The following is an 18,815-nucleotide window of genomic DNA, read 5'->3' as shown; positions in this document are numbered from 1 at the left end:
ACAGCCTAACGTTCTGGCTGCTCTTTCCTGTCTCGTATTGTCTCTTTGTTGTACTGTGCATCTTTTCCATCTGATACGCTGTCTGGAATAAGACTCTTCCATATAGATTTACCAATATTCAACTCTTTGAATACTGCCCTTTCTTTTGCACATGCTTTGGAATACTCCTCTTTATAATGTTTACGCAGTGCTTCCACCTCTTCAAGGCTATATCCCTGTGATAAAAGCTTCTGTTTCAAAGTTTCCCATTGCAGATGCTCATCCGTAAAAAATTCATCTCCCTGGAGGAAAGACTTCTCAGCAGGTTCTAACTCTTTCATATCATCTACTATATCAAAAAGTTCTCGACTTCTCTCCCTAGCCTTATAAATGCGGCTTTTCTCTGCTGAAACTTCTTTTCTTTTATCTGTCAATGAGCTGATTATACTGACAAGCTCCTCTGCTGAATGAATGTCATGATTGACAAGGAACAAATACTCCTCCTGCAGTTTATGCATCTTACGGATATCATCCTTATACTTCCATACCTGACTGTATGGCTTCTTTTTCAGCTTTCCTATCCGGTATAGCTTTGCATAGTATCTCTTTTGAAGCCCCGACATCTTTGCCCTTCGGTATCTTCTCACCTTACACTTACAAAGAACCGGTTGTACTTCTTTCTGCTGTTCCCGGTAAAATGAAATATCCTCTTTTTCTATCCTTTCCCGGATTGCCTCATCAGAATACATGTTACCTAATGTCTTACATCTGCGAAATCTCGTCATTCCTTGTGGCTTTACCGCCAGATACTTTCCCTGCTTGACCTCATATCCTTTGTCAGATAACAGCTCCAGAAACTGCTCATAATTTCCTGCCTGCAGTATGCAGGAATCCAGGTCTCTCTTGATCATATCTGCCCATACAAAACTGCCTTCACGATATTCGCTCCAGTCCTTATAGCTTTCATGCTCTTTTTCCTTACTGCCATCATCAACATCAATGATTGAAAGACCATATTCCTGACACAACTTATTCGTGATTGGCTGGATATACTTTGCCCAGTCTCCTTTTTCATAGCGGTACTTTTTCCCATCCACAAAACTCACACTGTTAAATACAATGTGTGAATGAACATGTGCTGTATTATCATGCACCACATATACTGCCTCATATGATTTTCCAAGATACTCTTCCACGAATCTGCGGGTTATCTCAAATGCCATATCAGGATTCACTTCATCTTCCTTAAATGAGAGAATGATATGATATCCCTGCCTTTTATCAACTTTTCCAAACTTCCGTTTTGTAGCTTTCATCTGTTCAAAAGCAGAATCGACCTGACAGTTGATTGCACCAACGAGCCTTCCATCCTGTGTTTTCTCCGGATTCATCACATAATCAAGAGATCTCTTCAGATGTTTTCCGTGAAAATGCCCACCACAATCCTTCATATTAAGGATTTTACTGATTGCCAATCTTTACCACCGCCTCATCTACCTTCTGATTCAGTTTTCGCATATAAGCTATCAGCTGTGTCTTATCTTCCTTGGAATACAGCCTGGCATTATTGTTAAATACTATCTGATTGATATTTATTCCAATTCTGTTGACTTCATTAATGAGTTCCTTCAGAATCTTCCTTACTTCCGGATAATCATTTGGTTTCTGACTGATAAGAAGACGGATATACTCAGCCTCATTCATTCCATTATCACATGCCTTTTTTGCAAGCATCTTGGCTTCCTCTGGCATTAGTCTTAGTGTTTTCCTAATACAATGAACTTTATCTGCCATAGACTCACCTTCCTCTCTTACCCGTACTATAATCCTTAATTCCTTCTGCAACTGTCACCGCAGCTTTTTCCAAATCATCCCTGCTACTTAGATGACTAATGAATGATTCCACCAAAGCAGCTGCCATTTCATCAATCTCCTTTGCATAACAGGTCTTTTCAAACAACCTGTCCAGCCTCTTTTCATCTGCTTTCAAACTGTCATACTTATCCTGAAACTCACTGTAATCTTTAAAATCCTTTGGATCATTCCTGTGTGCATCAGCATCAAGTATCAGTTCATAGTTCCATTCACAAACAGTATCTATAACATCATCTATCGGGTATGGTTCAATTTCACCATTCTCCTCAGCTACATCCTGTCTGTACATCTTTCCATCAGAATCTATGCCAATAGCATAATCATGACCTTCCATATAGTTAAGCAATATTGCAGCATCTTCTATCGAAGGGTTAAGTAAGATATCAAATGTGTCTGCCCAGGCAATCAGTTCTTCTGGTTTTGAAAATAGCGTAACTTCTGCATCCATTGCTTCCTTGCACCTCCTTATCCGTGTTTAGTAAATATTCACCAAAGCTCCAGTCTCCAGTTAGTCCCCGGCGACTGCTAGATACGCATTAGAGACATCTCTGTCCTAATGCCATCTAGTTAGGGAGAAAATCTCCCTAAAACCCTCTGTTTATGAAAGTGGGGGCGCTTTTTGCCCCCACTTTGCTACTTTGGGGGCGCTTTCTGCCCCCACTTTGTTATTTTGGGGGCGCTTTCTGCCCCCACTTTTATACTGAATTCAATCCGGTTTTTATCGTGTCCGAATTGCGGGGGCGCTTTTTGCCCCCACATTGACATTTTGGGGGCACTTTCTGCCCCCACTTTGCTGTTTTGGGGGCGCTTTCTGCCCCCACACATCAAAATCCGGTTTCTCATGCCCTGACTGGTTCATCTGCTCGCTTATTCATCCTGTTCAAATTAAGCTTTGCCGCTACAAGCCACTCGTTGTAATCCTTATATCCGGCAGGTGGCGGACAGTCTTCTACCTCATATCCAAGCTCATAATACTTTCTCATAAGTTCAGCTGCTGCTTTTCTCCCCGGCTCATCTCCATCAAGGCAGAACCGGATGGAAGTAATCTGCGGATGTTCCCGAAGAAAAGTCTCAAGTGGTGCATCTGCAAGCATCCCAAGTGCCAGCTTATTTGATTCATAATCCGCGAAGATATCGACATAACTCATAAGGTCGATTGCAGCCTCAAATACTACAAGCTCTGTACTGTTTTCATTCACCACATTAAATCCATAGTTCTTATCATTTCCTGTGACATCACACTTGAATGGCTTACCCTGCTTATCAAACACTCCCCGCATACTTGCAAATCTTGTCACTCCATTTTTATCATTTCCTTTGAAAACAACATTGTGGTAATGCCTGCTCTCATAAATCAGTCCATCTTTTAAAAACAGATCTATGACTACTCTGCTGATTCCTCTCTCCTGATTCAGATATGAAATAAGATAGGAATTATCTCCTGCCGGTTCCGGTAGGACAAATGGCTTTCTCTCCTCTGCCTGCTTCTGCGATACCTGATGAACAAGAGGCTGCTTTACAGGCTTCTCAATTCTTCTGTATCCTGCAAAATCTAAAAGCCAGAACACAGCCTCTTTTACACTCATTCCACAAAATACCCGTAAGAAATCTATCTGTGAGCCGCCATTGTTTCCTTTGTCAAACTGCCTTGACCATCTGTACCAATGGCTTCTGTTATAGATACGGATGGAATCCATCTCCTTTAAAGTGTGGTATTTGCCAATCCTCTTTACTGTATACCCAAGGCTTTCTGCAACTGCACACAGATCAACACGCTTTGCTATGGCAAGCTCTTCATCCGTAAATCTTCCATCCATGTTTTCACCTTGCCTTTCCCTGCTCTGCTACAAGCGGTGACTTGATATCAAGTGTCCGGTAATCTGTGCTCAGGGTAATCTTAGGATTATCAATCATGCCTTTTTCCCTGAAACTGAAAAATTCACGATTGTCTCCACCGACTATGATATGGTCAATAAGCGGTATTCCCATCAGTTCACACAGCTTGTTCATACGGTCTGTCATCATCGTGTCTGCCTTGCTTGGGAATACATTCCCGGATGGATGACAATGGATTAACATCATGCTTGCCGCATTGCTTAGGATACTTGATTTAAACAGCTCTCTCGGATGTGCCATTGCCTCATTTAAAGAACCAACACTTGCAAAATGCACATTGATAGGTTTTAAATCTGACCTTAAATTGACCACACACACTACTTCCCTGTCAAACTGGCACATACAGTCTCCCATGACAGCAGCTATATCCGCCGGATTATTAAAGGTGTGCTCCGAATAAATCGGAGCATCCTTTACAAGTCTTACCGAAACCACATCAAGCTTGAAGTCATTCTTCTTTGGCATCAGACACCGCCTCCTCTCCAAACTCGACACGGATAACAAAGTCACCTTTCTGGCTGTTTATGAGAGCAATGAGTTCTTCCATTGTAAGTTCCTGCTCCATAGCTGCCTCCTATCTGGACTTTTCCTTCGCGTCATATACAAGGGGAGGTTCTGCAACGATACCATCAAGTCTCTTGTTTGGTGTATCAGTTGCAAGGGTGAGTTTTCTTAAATCCTTATCATAGTGATATACCTGATTGGAAAGTCTCTCGTCCAAAGACACCTCCTGCATATTTACCTCGACTACCATCTGTGCAAGCATCTCAGGGCTTCCCATATCTGAAGATACTGCAATAACCTCATGCACGCTCGAAGGGAGAATATAAAGGTCACTCTCTAAACTCTCTGCCAGCTCATGAAGCTCATTCTCATAAAGCATGGATGCTGCACCATTGATACCCTTTTCATTGGAAATCACCCACATCGTCTGCTCCGGTGGAATCTCGGCTATCATCATATCTGCAATCTCCTGTGGCATCCCATCCCTTGCGAACATTTCTCTCATAATGTCATTCATGCTACGAACGACAGGTGGGAAGAGTCTTCTTGTGTTTTCCGCTGCACACTTAAAGAGCTGTTCCTCACTCATTCCAAGTCTTTTTGCAAATTCATTTGTAATTTTTGAACTCTGCACCGCATCCTTATCGGCACTGATTATTACCTTATACACAATAGAGAGATCCTGAAACTCCCTGTGTGGCACCTGTTCCAAAAATGTCTTATTCTGCTCTGTATTGATGAGCTGGAATACAATCTTCTCGTTAGCATCCCTCATAATGCTGTCCACATCAACAACCGGAGCCTGCTCATATGCCCTTTCCATGAAGTCACATGCAGCCATAAGTGTTTCCTCAAGATCGCCACAGTCCTGATACTTCTTATACATGTCATTGATATAAATCGTAGGCGAAATATTCCTGCCTTCTTCTCTTAAGATGATGCCATCAAGAGTCACATTCACCTTTTCCACTGGCTCTGCCACAAGCTCCATTCCTTTGAACTTCTCAGGCATATAATCCATAAACTTTTCTTTTACTACTTCCTTAAAAATCTCGTAATTCATCATATTACGGTTCCTCCTTAATCTAAAAAAGCAGGGAACATAAGTCACTGGCTTACATTCCCCGCAAGGTTAATTGTTACTGTTTATTCTTTTTCTTTCTTCCACGAAGTCCTACTCCAACACCTGTAATAAGTGCAAGTGCACCGATTCCAAGATAAAGAAGCGGATTTGCATTGTCACCTGTCTGTGGAAGCTTAGGCTCTGTCGGTACATTGACAAGCTTAAGAGTTGCTACAACAACATCCGGTGCATTATCATCATATCGAAGTGTTACATCGTGAGCTGTTTCATCAAGGATATATCCGTCAGCTGCTTTAGTCTCAACAACTGTATAATGGATATCTTCTTTGAATGATCCATCCTCATTGTAAGTACAGATAGGAAGCTCCTTGCTCTCTGCATGACCATTCTTGTCAGTAGTGAGTGTATCAAGCACCTTTCCATCCTTATCCCTTACTTCAAATACAACACCCTCGATCGGCTTTCCGGTTACTTTGTCAGTTTTCTCGATGACAATCTTACCGACTGCCTGCTCATCCTTCATGGATACCTTCTGGATTTCTGCAGTCTCCTTTACTTCAAAGGTTACATCACTTGCCACCTTATATCCATACGGTGCAGATTCCTCTCTGAGTGTGTACTTTCCGACAGGAAGTCTCTCAATCATATGCGTCTTTCCTGCTTCTGATGTCCAGCTTTCTACAAGCTTTCCATCAGCATCAATTACTGAAAGCTTTGCTCCAGGCAACTCTTTCTCTCCTGTGATATCAGTCTTTGAAATTTCTACCTTAATAGGTGCATTTTCAAATGCTGCCTCAAACTCGATAACCTTTACCTTATCTCCCTGATATGAAGCATCCACATCAAATGTCTTATCTGACTTCACATAGCCCTTTGGTGCCTCAAGTTCTTTGACATAATACTGTCCAAGCGGAAGGTCAGAGGTAAATGCAGCCTTTCCATCCTTGCCTGTTACTGTTCTCTCAATCTGTGTATCAGCTTTTACGATTACCTTGCCATCTTTGTTCACGATATCTTCTTTCGCAAATAAACCGAATACTGCTCCTTCAAGTGCTTCCTTAGTCTCTAAATCCGTCTTGGTTACAGTAATCTGCACTTTCTGACGCTCATTTGTCACATCCATTCCTGCAAATACAACCTTTGTATTCTGGTCGATATAGGAAAGGTCTGCCTCAATCGGTGTATCATCTAATACAAATCCATCAATGGTTTTTGTCTCAACAAGATAATACTTGCCAAGTGGAAGGTCATCAATTCTTGCGATACCCTTATCATTTGTCACGATGGTTGCCACCTTGTCTCCTGCCCTGTGATATACAGTGTCAAGTCCGTCAGCACTTACGATATCCTCTTTTGCATATACATCAAAAGTTACTCCTGCAAGGCTGTCCTTGAAGAAATTGAAGATAAAGTCATACCAGTAACCCTTCATAAGAGTAGTGTCTGTTACAAATTCGCCGTCCTTATTGATAACGATGGAACCTGTAGGAACTTCATCCTTCATCTCTACATGCTGCACTTTGCCAGTGTCCTCTACTTTAAACTTAATATCTGTTGCTTTAAGATATCCGTAAGGAGCAAATTCCTCACGAAGTGTATAAGTCTCGCCTACGACAAGTCTCTTGATCACATGTGCTTCCTTAGCATCAGATGTCCATGTGTCTACCACATTTCCATCCTTATCAAGTACAGTAAGTGTTGCACCTGTAAGCTCTGCACCGCTTGTGATATCTGTCTTTGTAAACTCAAAGGTTGTAGGTGTGTTTTTATACTCGCTGTTATATACAGCAGTCTTAACATCCTGTCCCTGATATTTTGTATCAAAGTTTACTGCTTCCTCATTTGTCACATATCCGGCAGGCTTTACAAGCTCTCTTGCAACATATTTTGCAAATGGATAATCCTTAACAAAAGCAATCTTTCCATTCTCATCAGATGTTGTCTTCTCAAGAAGTGTGCCTTTCTCGATAATTACCTTGCCATCTACATTCTTGATATCCTCGTCTGCATAAAGACCAAATACTGCACCTACAATCGGTGTATTATCTTCTGAATCAAGCTTAGTCACTGACATATCAAGCTTCTGTCTGTCATCTGAGAAAGTAAGGCTTTCCTTGATAACAGGTGTCTTATCATCCACATATGTGAATGTCACTTTCTGCTCATTCGGATTTAATACATATCCGTATGGAGCTTCCACTTCCACAACCCTGTACTGTCCAAGAGGAAGATTCTTAGCTGTTGCCTTTCCATCCTTGCCAGTTGTAAGAGTTGTCACAAGGTCTCCCTTGCTGTAATACTTAATGCGGTTTCCGTCTGCATCCTTCTGGTTGTCTGCTGTGTAAATATCCTCGGCAGCATAAACTTTGAATTTTGCTCCGGCAAGTGAGCCTTCCTTATAAACAAACTCTTTCTCATATGAGCTTGCCAGGAGTCCACCCTTAAATCCGTCAAGTACCTCTCCCTTCTTTTCTACAGTCAGCTCTCCGACTGCAGGGGCATCGGAATATTCCACAGTAATGATTGCATCATTTGTATCACCATCTGTCTCAAATGCTGTGTCAGTATCAACAGAGATGTTGACATACTTATCATTTACAACATATCCAAATGGTGCAGACACTTCCTCAATGCGGTAGTTACCGATTTTCAGTGCCTCCGGTAAGATTAAATCTCCGTCCTCATCAGTAAAGAATGAAGTATGCTCTACCTTTGACGGATAAGTTGTGTACTGCTTTACATATTCGTTCTTATCAAGGTTGAAAATCTTAAACTCTGCATTTGGTACAAGTACTGTCTGCTTTGTATCAGAATCCTTCTTGATTACACGAAGCTTTGCTGTAAACTCTCTGTCCAAGAAAACTCTCCATGTCTGAGGCTCTGTTGGATGATTCTCCTTTATCTTTACCTCAAATGGCTTGATTGTTTTCATATTATGCGGAGTCTTTGACTCAACTACCACATAGGTTCCATAAGGAATTGCAATAGAAACTGCATGTCCCTTGTCATCGGATGTGATTGTTGTTGCTCCGTTTTCCCCGATTACTACCGGAGCTGCCTTGTCAAAGTCATAACTTCCATCTGCCTTTACAGGTAAAGATGATTTCAAATAAGCTGTGAACTCTGCACCTGCCAATAAGCCTGCTTCAGTATCATCGCCATTGTCAGATACCTTGATAAGCTGGAATGGCTGCTTGATGACCTGCTCTGCTGAGGTTGTGCTTCTTGATACCTCTGCTACAAGGTCTCCCTCATAGTCGCATACTACATCGTGCTCCTCTTCGTCTAAGAGATACCCCTCTGATGGAGTGATTTCTTTCACATAATAGTTTCCAAGGTAAAGGTTATTGACCTCTGCTTCGCCATTCTTATCTGTTGTAAGTGTTGCTACAAGGTCTCCTGCTTTGAATACGACTCCTGTTGCTCCGTCCGGATGCACGATATCGTTTCTCGCATAAAGACCATAAACTGCACCTTCAAGGCTTGCATCTCCCTGGGCTGCTGCCTTGCCTGATTCCTTGTCTACCTTGTAGATATGAATCTTTGCTGTGGTTCTGTCATTTACAAATGTGTGACTGAATGATGCCTTTGCCTGTGTTTCAGGTAATACATTGAAATTGAAGCTGTAAACATCTTTACTGTTTCTGATATACGCATATGGTGCCTGTGTCTCTGAGACATAATATCCGTTAGAGATTGGCAGATCCACGCTATAGCTTGCCTTTCCGTCCTCACCTGTAGATACTGTCTCAAGAGCTGTACCCTTTGTCACAATAACCTGTCCGGCATAGTTTTTGATGTCATTTCCGGCATAAAGTGTGTACTTGCCACCATCAAGAGGATTCTCTGTGTCAGAGTCCTTCTTTACGACAGATACATCCGCTTTCTGTCTTGTATTCTCAATCGTAGTTGATTCATACTGTACTGTCACAGTCTGATCCTTATACTCAACTGCTACTGTCTGAGGTGTGGTATTGATTGTATACCCGTCAATGCTCTTAATCTCAGTTACCACATAAGTTCCAAGATGAAGGTCAGATAATACCACCTGTCCGTCAGTTCCTGTTGTAAGGCTTTCTGCCACAACATCGCCAGCACTATACACCTTTGTACCATCTGCCTTATAGATATCTGCTCCAGCAGTTACCTTAAAAGTTGCTCCAGAAAGCTTCTTTTTCTCATAAGTGAAATTGCTTCCATTCCATGAGCTAAGCACCTCACCCTCTTTATAGATTGTGATTGCTCCAAGCTGCTCTTTATCTGTTGCAGAGATTCCCGTTGTCTGTCCTGCTTTTACAGTAAGTGTATGAACTTTACCGGAAAGGACATATCCCTTTGGTGCGGTAATCTCTTTTACATAATAAGTGCCTGCAACAAGTGCAGCTGACTTTGCATATCCGTTTCCATCTGTTGTCATGGTCTGTACTCTGTTTGTGCATCCGCTGTCAGAATAGATTCCATAGACTGCACCGGAAAGCTTCACTCCGCTTGACTCGTCTGTCTTTGTAAGCTCACCATATCCGATGTTCTCTGTCTTGACCTTGATATAGGCTTTGATAGGATCTGCTGTCGGTCTTTCAGAAATAAACTCCTGATATCCGCTCTTTCCTGTAAGCCAGAATACACAGCTTGATGTTGTCTCAACCTTGCCAGCATTGGATGTGAATGTTCCTGTTGTAGCTGTAGTATTCACGCTCGTTGAAGAGATTGTAATACTGTTGCCATTCTTATCAACAGAATATCCGCTGATGCCAAAATCAAAATCCGATAAAACACCATTGCTGTCAGATAGTGTTGTTTCAAATCTCTGACTTCCCTCATTCCACTTTAATTCATAAGTTGGTGCCTCACTAATTCTGCGTGATGCAAAACTTGGAAGTGTTGCATTGTAGGAGCTGCTGATATTGTCCCTGAGTCTCTCATAATAGCTGTATGAAGAATCAGGACTTGGTGCTGTGTTACAGAGCTTTCTTGCTGCCGAATCACCACTTCCGGTTCCAAAGATATCTGCTACAATAACCCATACCATTGCCTGAGTTGCGATATACTCATCGCACTGACTGTTGCTTGGTGCCGCCTTTTGTGTACTGTTAAACCCATAATAAAGGCAGTAACTTAAAAGTTTTCTCTGCTGTGCTGACATTGATGTGCTCGCATCATCGTAGCTGTTCATAAGCTGACCGCCATCTGCTCTTAATCCGAAATTCATACAATATGCAGAATTTCCGTCAAGAATTGAATACAGAATCTTGCCATGATTATATCCGGGCTTCAGCTCACTTACTTCTCCGGAATTTTTGACTGACGCATTCCAGAACGCAATATTTGCCTGCGGACTGGCTGCAAATGCTGTTGTTCCATTCGTAAAGAGTGTTCCAACCAGTGTGAGCATAGCCATAAATCCTGCCATAAAACGCTTTAGTTTCTGTTTCATATGCTCTTTCCTCCTTAATTTACGCATAAAAAAAGAAAGACATAAGTTTATGGCTTACATCTTTCTTCCTTCTGCTTCTATTCGTTTTTATTTATCTGTGACATCGAAACTCGTAATAGTCTGTGCCGCCTGTCGTGTAAACTCCATCATAACTGATGTAGAATACCGGATCTGTTTCCAAAAGTAACATACTTGCAATATATTCTGCAATTGCATCCTCAGATGATAACCGCTGTCCATCAATGGTACTTGCTTTGTTGAGGTCTGTCTCTACAAACACACTATAATAAGAGCCTTCCATACCATCGTAAGGATAATACTCATTGTACTCTTCCTGCGTGATACTACCGTCATTCAAATGATTCTGTAAATTCTGCTGTGTGGTAATCATCCCTCCTGCCTGACACTTTGCTGTTGCAAGTGACACAACATTCTGTGGACTGTATGCCACGGATGCAGGCTGTGGATTGCTCACATTGTCTTTCGGTCTGTCTGTAGTCTGACCACCATTACCTGCATTACTCTGATTTCCTCCAGCTTCCTTATTACCACTTGCAGGAGCTTTCTGTTCCGGCTCGTCATTCTGCTCCGGCTTTTCTTCCTGCTTTGAAGCAGTTTCATTATCAGCTGACCGGTTATCTTCCTTATCAGTCTTCTCTTCTGAATCTTTAGCCTCGGCAATATCTTTCTCTGTCTCTTCAATTTCAACTTCGGTTGCGACCTCTGTGACAGCTTCCGTTGCCATTTCTGCTTCTTCAGTTGGCTTTACACTTTCCGTCTGTTTCTCTGTCTTATTATCAGCCTTTTCCTTACCACCATTACAGGCAGCCATTGAAAAGACCAGTACTGCGGATAATAAGATAATCCTTATCTTCTTCATAGTAATCACCCATCCCTTCTCCGCAAGAGGGACGGGCTTTGTGTTCCGTGCCATCCACCCTTGCGGTGAACTATTTATCTGTAATGCACGGGACACATAGGACTGTCCCGTATTCTGTGCATCTTAAACTCCTTTCATTATACCAGCTCTCTTATTTTAAAGAAATACTGCATAAGTCTTCTGTTTTTCTTATAATTTAAGAATAAACCCTTTACCTGCATACGCTCACCTCCTCTCAGAATGTGCCCATTCTTACGAATGAAAGAAATATCCTTGCCACCATAGCGAATAGAAGAAGAATTATTCTGGCAAGTCCTAAGACCAGCTTCAACGCTCCAAGAATTATCCTTAATATCCACTTGAGTATCTCTAAAATTACTGTTCCTACGGCTCCCATAACTCTTCTCATAATAATCAGTCTCCTTTCGACATCCATCCCATTGCAAGTCCTGCAACATCTGCATCGTCCATAACATCTTCTGTAGGTTCTTGTGCTTCACTATTGGCTGCCTGCATTATTACCGGCTGACCAACATTCATTCCGGATATCACTCCGCCTAACAGCCTTATGACCTCTTTCCTAGCCTCATTGGTTGCTGCTTCAATGACTTCTTCCTTAATGTCATCAATATCTTCTGACCGGATATATTCAGCCCTCTCTTTTTCCTTCTTCTTGATAACAAAAGTTTCTTTTCCATAATTATCAATGTAGAACTGAATCGCATCTATAATGAACTGGTTCTTAGATTTGAAAATCTTCGGATCAAGGTTCTGAATCACATCATTGATTTTCACATGCTGAGGATTGCTCATGTTGAGGCGGACAGAAGTTTTTACTTCATATTCAAGTCTTCTTCCCATCATCTGCCTCCTTATGATAATCGCTTAGTGCTTTTAAGTCCCATTGTGGCAAGCTGCTCATATCCTCTTGCATTTGCCTTTACATCAAGGTTATAGGAAATGTTCTTAGCATCATGACTACCAAAATTCTTCATCACAACTGCCCCGCCACCGACAAATACAATCGGTGTAGTCTTTAAGTTATACCCAAACTCACGGATTGAGTTATATACCTTATCAACAAAATCCTCTATCTCTGCCTTGATAATGGCAAAGTATTCATCATCAATATCTGACCTGCCATACCGCATGATGTTCTGTATCTCTGACTCGTCTACCTCTCCGTTAAGTTGTCTTACACACTGTTCATTGATAGAACGCATACAGGTAATAAGACCTTTTGGTATCGTCACACACTTTGATTCATCCGGTGACTTGTTGATTACCGGCATAATGTCGATTGTCCAGCTACCGATATCTACTATCAGCGTTTTCTTTGCCATTGTAGGAATCTTGTCCACTACTGCTGCATAACACTGAGGGAATACTGCCACATCATCAATTTCAATATAATACGGCTCATTCTCATATTTGAAGCTTACACGCTTATTCTTTGTCAGGTACTTGATAAAATCATTCTTCTCTGCTCCAAACCTTGTAAGTGGTAGTCCTACGGCAAGGAATACCTTTGCCTCTGCAAGACCTCTTCTTTTAAGTTCCTTAGCTACTGCCGCAAGTGTGAGAAGATAAAAGCTGCCATCTTCGACCTTCGTGTCCTTTACCTCCTGTCTCACAGTTCCAACCTTATAGAACTTTCCTTCATACTCGAGTACATCACCGAAAAGTGCTGGAGTTGTTGTAATCTCCTTAACACCTGTGACAAATACCTGAGAGATTGTTTTCATCATTGACCAGCCATGATCAATGCCGATTACTTCTAACTTGTTATTCATGTTCCTGTCTCTCCTTCCCTTCCGTAATAATTGCTTCCATATCCTGCTCATCTGTACCTTTTCTCCCTTCCTCTTCCATAAGCTGCTCAATAAACCTCTCTGATCTGGACGACATTGCAACTAATGAATATAGAAAAACCAGGATGATACTTATTCCGACCAACACAACAATCCAGCATAGCTTCATGTAAATACGCCTCCTTCTGTAGATTCTTCTAAGGGGCACTTACAATTTGCCTGACATTTTCGTGCCAGTCTTTGGAAATAAACACATTTCAAACATTCGTGGTCTGCCATAAATAGTGCTTTCTCATTTTTGGCTACAATCTTTCGGTAACGCTTTTTCAAATAAGAAACATCATATAAATCCTGCTTGATTTCATTCATGGCATTTTGCTTCATTATCGCTGTATTCAGTGAATTAATGTAGCTGACGAACTTTTCCTCAGTGCTTATATCCACACCTTTAAAAGTTAATTCCATTCACTACTTACCTGCTTTCTACACGGCTCATGCCATGTAGGTGTGCTTTTTTCCCATTTGCCTGCACACATAGGAATTACAGATAAGCCGCATCTGCGTTTACGACGCATTAAGTTAAATTAAATAATGCTATCCTCTCTACCGCCTTTTTGAGAGCCAGGAAGTTCCCTTTGAACACCTTCATAGTTTATTATCCTTCCGCAACAGTATTGACTACCCTTACTCGCTCCACTTTCATTTCTCAATCCTTCAGCACTCTTCGCAAGTATATTTGATTTCCATCAGGTATCTGAACCGGAATTATCACTATATCTGTAATTGTTATTCAATTGTATGAGCTGCTTTGCAACTCGCAGGATTATGATATAGCAAAATTTTGAATCCTTGAACTTCGCCAAAAGAAGTATTTTCAACATATCTATTCTTTTTATGTTAGTCCTCATTTGTGGTCTGTTCGTATTTTCATTATATAGTCCACATTTGTGGTTGTCAATATATTTTCAAAATAATGTACCACTTTTGTGAACTCTGTGTTAAAATATTCATATCAATTTGTTTGAGGTGATTATTAATGGATAATAGACATTCAATTGGAAGTAAAATTCAAAAATATAGAAAATTAAAAGATATGACACAGGACGAATTATCAAAACAGTCCGGTATTTATTTATCTACCATAAAGAAATATGAAAGCGGTGAACGAAATCCAAAACCAGATCAGCTTCAAAAAATAGCAGAAGCTCTTGGCATTAGCGTAACTGTATTTCTTGATTACGATATTAATACTGTTAGTGATGTTCTTTCTTTAGTTATGAAGCTTAACGAACAATCTCCATTGAAAATATCTGCTGATAAGGATAAAGATGGCAACTACATCCCCAGCAGCATACACATGACATTTGAAGATTCACAAATAAATGAAGCTATTTGTTCTTATCTAAATTGTAAACAACAGATAGATTTAATTGCCTATGAGGATAATGATAAAGCTGTGATTGAACAGCAAAAAGAATTTTATGATGATAAGATTAACAGATTGCTCTTATTTAACGAATGTATTAAAAAAATCCGCTAAATTGCGGATTTTCTTTGCTAGGACTCTATTATAATACTTCACTTTACATATCCTGAGTAGTTTATCCCCTACTCAAATAGCTTTGGTAAATCGTTGGTAAAAATCTACTGTAACATCCCCAAAACACTGTAAAATCAAGTATTTTTAATCAAGGTTAGTATATTGCCGTGGCAGACAAATAGTATTTTTATCATCTCTTTTTCTCCTTCTGAAAATCCTATTTTAAATTTATGATATCCACCTAACTAAAATTGGGCAGACACCGCCTGCCCAATTCATATCATACCAAACAATTCGCTTAAATTCTATTAAATTACTTATTTTTCATCCCTAGTTCCTTTTCCATTTTCCTAAGTACCACGGATAAAAAAATAATCAATACTGCGCAGATTCCAGGTAAAATAGAGTATAAACACCGTATCATCATGACCGCACTCTCCGGCTGTATCACACCATTTCCAGATGTCGAAGAGAGGAACCCCGACGCTCCCAGCAAAATACCGCAAAGTCCCGCTCCTACTCCGGCACCGATTTTACTGACAAATCCCGCAACAACACTGCTAGAACTTTCCATCCGGGGAAGCCCCAGTTCTTCATTATATGATGCAAGCTGCATGACCACTAACGTTCCCAGATATCCAAGTGGCAGATTCAGCAGAGTCGTAAGCAGAACCCCTGCCAATACCACCGAAAAATTTTTATTCCCGAAAAATACAATGATGTAACCAAGCACAGCAATACCTGAAAATATAGAAAATAAATCTGCAACTTTTATTTTCTTCATCATCAGTGGGAAAAACAACATGATCGGCAGTAATACAATAGAGCACAGGTTCACAATACTAAACTTTGAAATATCCCCAATAATATAAGTAAAATAATAGGTTCCTGCGCCAAATCCTGTACTGAGCTGATATAATCCACTTATCAGTGCATAAATCAGACAATACTTATTCCTTTTCAACATTTTAGCAATTTCTCTAAAATGGACGCGTTCACTCGTCCCGGCATCTACAGAAGAATCCTCTTTTACAAAAAAGAATCTCATAATTCCAAGTACAGCCATGGGGATTGCATATATCAGAATCAATGCCCTCCATCCGGCCGTGCTGACGGCTAATTTTGCCATAAGGAGTGGAAATGAAATCGACACCCCCATAATCCCAGCCATGCTGATAATACCTCCATAGGAAGATACTTTCGCGATCACCCGCTGGTTATTGGAAAATGCGCGAATCATATAGGGGGACTGGTTGGCATTTAATAAGGTATTAAATATACTGAACACCATCGTATACATAACAAATATCCAAATTGTTTTTACTGTGCTGCTCCATGCCGGAGATGTGAAAAATAGCAGCACGGTGCATATCCATAATCCAATCACAGATAACTCATAGGGACGTGCTTTTCCCCATTTTGTTCTAGTATTATCAATCAAATATCCCGCAAATAAATCCGGTATCCCATCAAATATCTTGCTTACCATGAGCAGCGTCCCTACTAAAGCAGCATTCATCCCCAGAGTATCCGTACAAAATATTGTTAAATATCCAATCACTATTACATTCATTGTGCCTGCGGAAATATCCCTTGTTTTCCACGCCAAGAACTTTCCCATTGGAAGTTTGTCTGGATTTTCACTTTTCTTCATACTATCACCCTATTCTCCCTTCACCTGTCGCTGTTGTAATTACCTTATGCTTATATTATAATTGGGGAAAAGAAGGAAGAAGGCATCAATCAACTTTGAAATGATACATAATCAACAGATAACACTTAGATGTTGCTTTTGGAGGAATCATGAAATCAGACGCCAGGACACGTTACACAAAAAGACAGATTAAAGAAGCATTTTTTCAGTTGTTAGAAAAAGAACCTTTTCCGAAAATAACGGTAACTGAAATCTGTAGTCTAGCAGAGATAAACCGCTCTACATTTTATAAGCATTATTATGATACTTACGACCTGCTGCAAAAATCTGAGGAAGAATTGTTGGAAGACCTGCGCTCAGTGACGCAAAGTTTCAAGGGCACAAACACGGTCAAACTAATCGAATCTATTCTGCAGCAGTTGCAGGATATGGAGCACATGCCCTTCTATCATATGATAAAAGCCGATCCTGGATTTTCGAATCAAATCAGCGGCTGCTTCTGCCAGGAAATGTATTCATGTTTTAAAGATAAACTTTCAGATTATGCCCCCACGAATCGTGAAATGGTGTGCCATTATGTAACTTCTGGAAGCAGCAGTATCCTGAGCTATTGGTTTGGCACAGGTATGAAATTACCAGCCTGCCGAATTGCTGCCTTAATAAATGATTTGAGCGAAAAGATATTAAGCTGATTCCGAAACATAATCATAAATAAATGTTACAGTTACTCGGGCCATTCATAAAGTTGTACCTTTGGCGCTTTCTACTGCTGCGTGGCCTGATTGTCGAGTGAACTATAACAAAAAATTTAAGAATCATGAATTTTTTGTTTATTTTCGTGAAATCTTCTGACCTTTATGATATAATGCTCACAGAGTCATTTTTACTAACGAAAGGAGATTTTTAAAATGAACGAAAGAATTGAACGCGTATTGGAGAAAATGGAGAAAAAGGGGCTGGATCAGTTATTACTGTCAGATCCATTAAGTATCCGCTTTTTAACAGGAATCATGGTAAATCCTGGTGAAAGATTATACGCTCTGCTTCTTCGAAGCAACGGAAAACACACTTTATTCCTGAACTATCTTTACTATGTATCTAATACAGGGTTCGAAGAGGTTTGGTTCAGTGATATGGACGACCAGATTGCTGTTCTGATGGAGCACATTGATACAAAGAGCGTACTTGGTATCGATAAGACATGGCCGGCACGTTTCTTGATCCCGCTTCAGGAGCGCTGCCCGGAATTAAAGACAATCTGGGGATCTGATTGTATCGACGATGTTCGTGCTGTTAAGAATGCAGAAGAAATCGAGATCATGAAACAAGCCTCTGTAATTAATGACAGTGTTATGGAAAAAGCTGCTGCTTTTATTAAAGAAGGCATGACAGAAAAAGAAGTTGCAGACTTCATCGATGCAGAATATATGAAAGCTGGAGCAAGTGGATTGAGCTTCGATACAATCGTATGCTTCGGAGCCAACGCTGCCGATCAACATCACACTCCAAGTGATACAAGAAAACTGCAGGCTGGAGAATGTGTACTCATTGATATGGGATGTATATGGAAGGGTTACTGCTCTGATATGACAAGAACCTTCTACTGCAAGAGTGTAGACGATGAGCAGGCTGCAATTCATGACCTTGTACGTACAGCCGTAGAGAAGGCCGAAGCTGTAATCAAACCAGGAGTACGTTTCTGCGATATCGATGCGCAGGCAAGAGACCTGATTGACGAAGCTGGTTACAGCGAGTACTGGAGAATCCGTCTTGGACACTTCATTGGTCAGGAAGACCATGAATATGGCGATGTAAGCCCGATCAACAAAAATGTTGCAGAACCAGGAATGATCTTCTCAATCGAGCCAGGTATCTATATCGAAGGAAAATACGGTGTTCGTGTTGAGGACCTCGTTCTCGTAACAGAAGACGGACATGAGCTCCTGAACGCTGTAGATAAAAAATGGAGAATCGTAGGCTAAGCATATCTTTCCAAGTCTACTCTTACACAGAGGGCTGCGGCATCAGCTAAAATAGAAAACTGATGCGAGTGTGTGAAGAAATCTCTGTAAAAGCAGATCTTCTATGATAATGGTAGGGCTGAAGGCTTCTTTATGAGCATTCAGCCCTTGGTTTATATATAACGCATATATTTGCG

At 40.8% G+C, this 18,815-nt stretch carries 17 protein-coding genes; 3 read left to right on the top strand and 14 right to left on the bottom strand.

Features of this window, described 5'->3' with window-relative positions:
- Positions 1-5 precede the first annotated feature (5 nt).
- From HGO97_RS15970 to HGO97_RS15910, 13 genes are all read right to left on the bottom strand, one after another.
- Positions 6-1,430, bottom strand: coding sequence for a relaxase/mobilization nuclease domain-containing protein (locus tag HGO97_RS15970; protein WP_216243762.1), 1,425 nt, complete (start codon positions 1,428-1,430; stop codon positions 6-8).
- A 10-nt stretch (positions 1,431-1,440) separates the two neighbouring features.
- Positions 1,441-1,773, bottom strand: coding sequence for a plasmid mobilization protein (locus HGO97_RS15965; protein ID WP_118585371.1), 333 nt, complete (start codon positions 1,771-1,773; stop codon positions 1,441-1,443).
- A gap of 4 nt (positions 1,774-1,777) precedes the next feature.
- Positions 1,778-2,302 carry a multidrug transporter gene (locus tag HGO97_RS15960; protein WP_117715737.1) on the bottom strand — a complete coding sequence of 175 codons (525 nt, stop codon included), beginning with the start codon at positions 2,300-2,302 and terminating at the stop codon, positions 1,778-1,780.
- 391 nt (positions 2,303-2,693) lie between these two features.
- Positions 2,694-3,671, bottom strand: a complete 978-nt coding sequence (locus HGO97_RS15955) for a DUF3991 and TOPRIM domain-containing protein (protein WP_215683642.1) — start codon at positions 3,669-3,671, stop codon at positions 2,694-2,696.
- Positions 3,672-3,675: 4 nt separating this feature from the next.
- Positions 3,676-4,215 carry a JAB domain-containing protein gene (locus tag HGO97_RS15950; RefSeq protein WP_004611525.1) on the bottom strand — a complete coding sequence of 180 codons (540 nt, stop codon included), beginning with the start codon at positions 4,213-4,215 and terminating at the stop codon, positions 3,676-3,678.
- 109 nt (positions 4,216-4,324) lie between these two features.
- Entirely contained in the window at positions 4,325-5,320 is a 996-nt protein-coding gene (locus tag HGO97_RS15945; RefSeq protein WP_216243666.1) for a DUF5688 family protein, read from the bottom strand.
- Between the two features lie 73 nt (positions 5,321-5,393).
- On the bottom strand, positions 5,394-10,772 hold the full coding sequence (locus HGO97_RS15940; RefSeq protein ID WP_216243664.1) for a SpaA isopeptide-forming pilin-related protein: 5,379 nt from the start codon (positions 10,770-10,772) through the stop codon (positions 5,394-5,396).
- A gap of 91 nt (positions 10,773-10,863) precedes the next feature.
- Positions 10,864-11,706 carry an ICP22 family protein gene (locus tag HGO97_RS15935; RefSeq protein WP_117582543.1) on the bottom strand — a complete coding sequence of 281 codons (843 nt, stop codon included), beginning with the start codon at positions 11,704-11,706 and terminating at the stop codon, positions 10,864-10,866.
- Between the two features lie 181 nt (positions 11,707-11,887).
- On the bottom strand, positions 11,888-12,061 hold the full coding sequence (locus HGO97_RS15930) for a hypothetical protein (RefSeq protein WP_015516967.1): 174 nt from the start codon (positions 12,059-12,061) through the stop codon (positions 11,888-11,890).
- Between the two features lie 5 nt (positions 12,062-12,066).
- A complete protein-coding gene (locus HGO97_RS15925) occupies positions 12,067-12,516 on the bottom strand; it encodes a hypothetical protein (RefSeq protein WP_004611520.1) in 450 nt (149 codons plus the stop codon).
- A gap of 8 nt (positions 12,517-12,524) precedes the next feature.
- Positions 12,525-13,445 carry a ParM/StbA family protein gene (locus tag HGO97_RS15920; RefSeq protein WP_216243662.1) on the bottom strand — a complete coding sequence of 307 codons (921 nt, stop codon included), beginning with the start codon at positions 13,443-13,445 and terminating at the stop codon, positions 12,525-12,527.
- Positions 13,438-13,632 (bottom strand): hypothetical protein, encoded by a 195-nt coding sequence (locus HGO97_RS15915; RefSeq protein WP_118392503.1) that lies wholly within the window; start codon positions 13,630-13,632, stop codon positions 13,438-13,440. Before HGO97_RS15915 ends, HGO97_RS15920 begins: the two co-directional genes overlap by 8 nt.
- A complete protein-coding gene (locus tag HGO97_RS15910; protein WP_118392504.1) occupies positions 13,629-13,928 on the bottom strand; it encodes a hypothetical protein in 300 nt (99 codons plus the stop codon). The genes HGO97_RS15915 and HGO97_RS15910 overlap by 4 nt, the downstream gene beginning before the upstream one ends.
- A 571-nt stretch (positions 13,929-14,499) precedes the next feature.
- On the opposite strand from HGO97_RS15910, the gene HGO97_RS15905 reads away from it, so the two are divergent.
- On the top strand, positions 14,500-15,003 hold the full coding sequence (locus HGO97_RS15905) for a helix-turn-helix domain-containing protein (RefSeq protein WP_118392505.1): 504 nt from the start codon (positions 14,500-14,502) through the stop codon (positions 15,001-15,003).
- Between the two features lie 313 nt (positions 15,004-15,316).
- On the opposite strand, the gene HGO97_RS15900 is transcribed toward HGO97_RS15905, so the two are convergent.
- Positions 15,317-16,657, bottom strand: a complete 1,341-nt coding sequence (locus tag HGO97_RS15900) for an MFS transporter (RefSeq protein WP_216243660.1) — start codon at positions 16,655-16,657, stop codon at positions 15,317-15,319.
- A gap of 149 nt (positions 16,658-16,806) precedes the next feature.
- Between HGO97_RS15900 and HGO97_RS15895 the strand changes: the two genes are divergently transcribed.
- Positions 16,807-17,349, top strand: coding sequence for a TetR/AcrR family transcriptional regulator (locus tag HGO97_RS15895; RefSeq protein ID WP_216243658.1), 543 nt, complete (start codon positions 16,807-16,809; stop codon positions 17,347-17,349).
- Between the two features lie 216 nt (positions 17,350-17,565).
- The gene (locus HGO97_RS15890) at positions 17,566-18,639 is read left to right on the top strand and encodes a M24 family metallopeptidase (protein ID WP_216243656.1); all 1,074 of its coding nucleotides are present in this window, start codon (positions 17,566-17,568) and stop codon (positions 18,637-18,639) included.
- Positions 18,640-18,815: the final 176 nt, after the last annotated feature.

This window comes from Faecalicatena faecalis, from assembly GCF_012524165.2.
GTDB lineage: Bacteria > Bacillota > Clostridia > Lachnospirales > Lachnospiraceae > Faecalicatena_A > Faecalicatena_A faecalis.
Note: the sequence above shows the minus strand (reverse complement) of the source record. Positions and strands in the feature narration are given on the sequence as shown.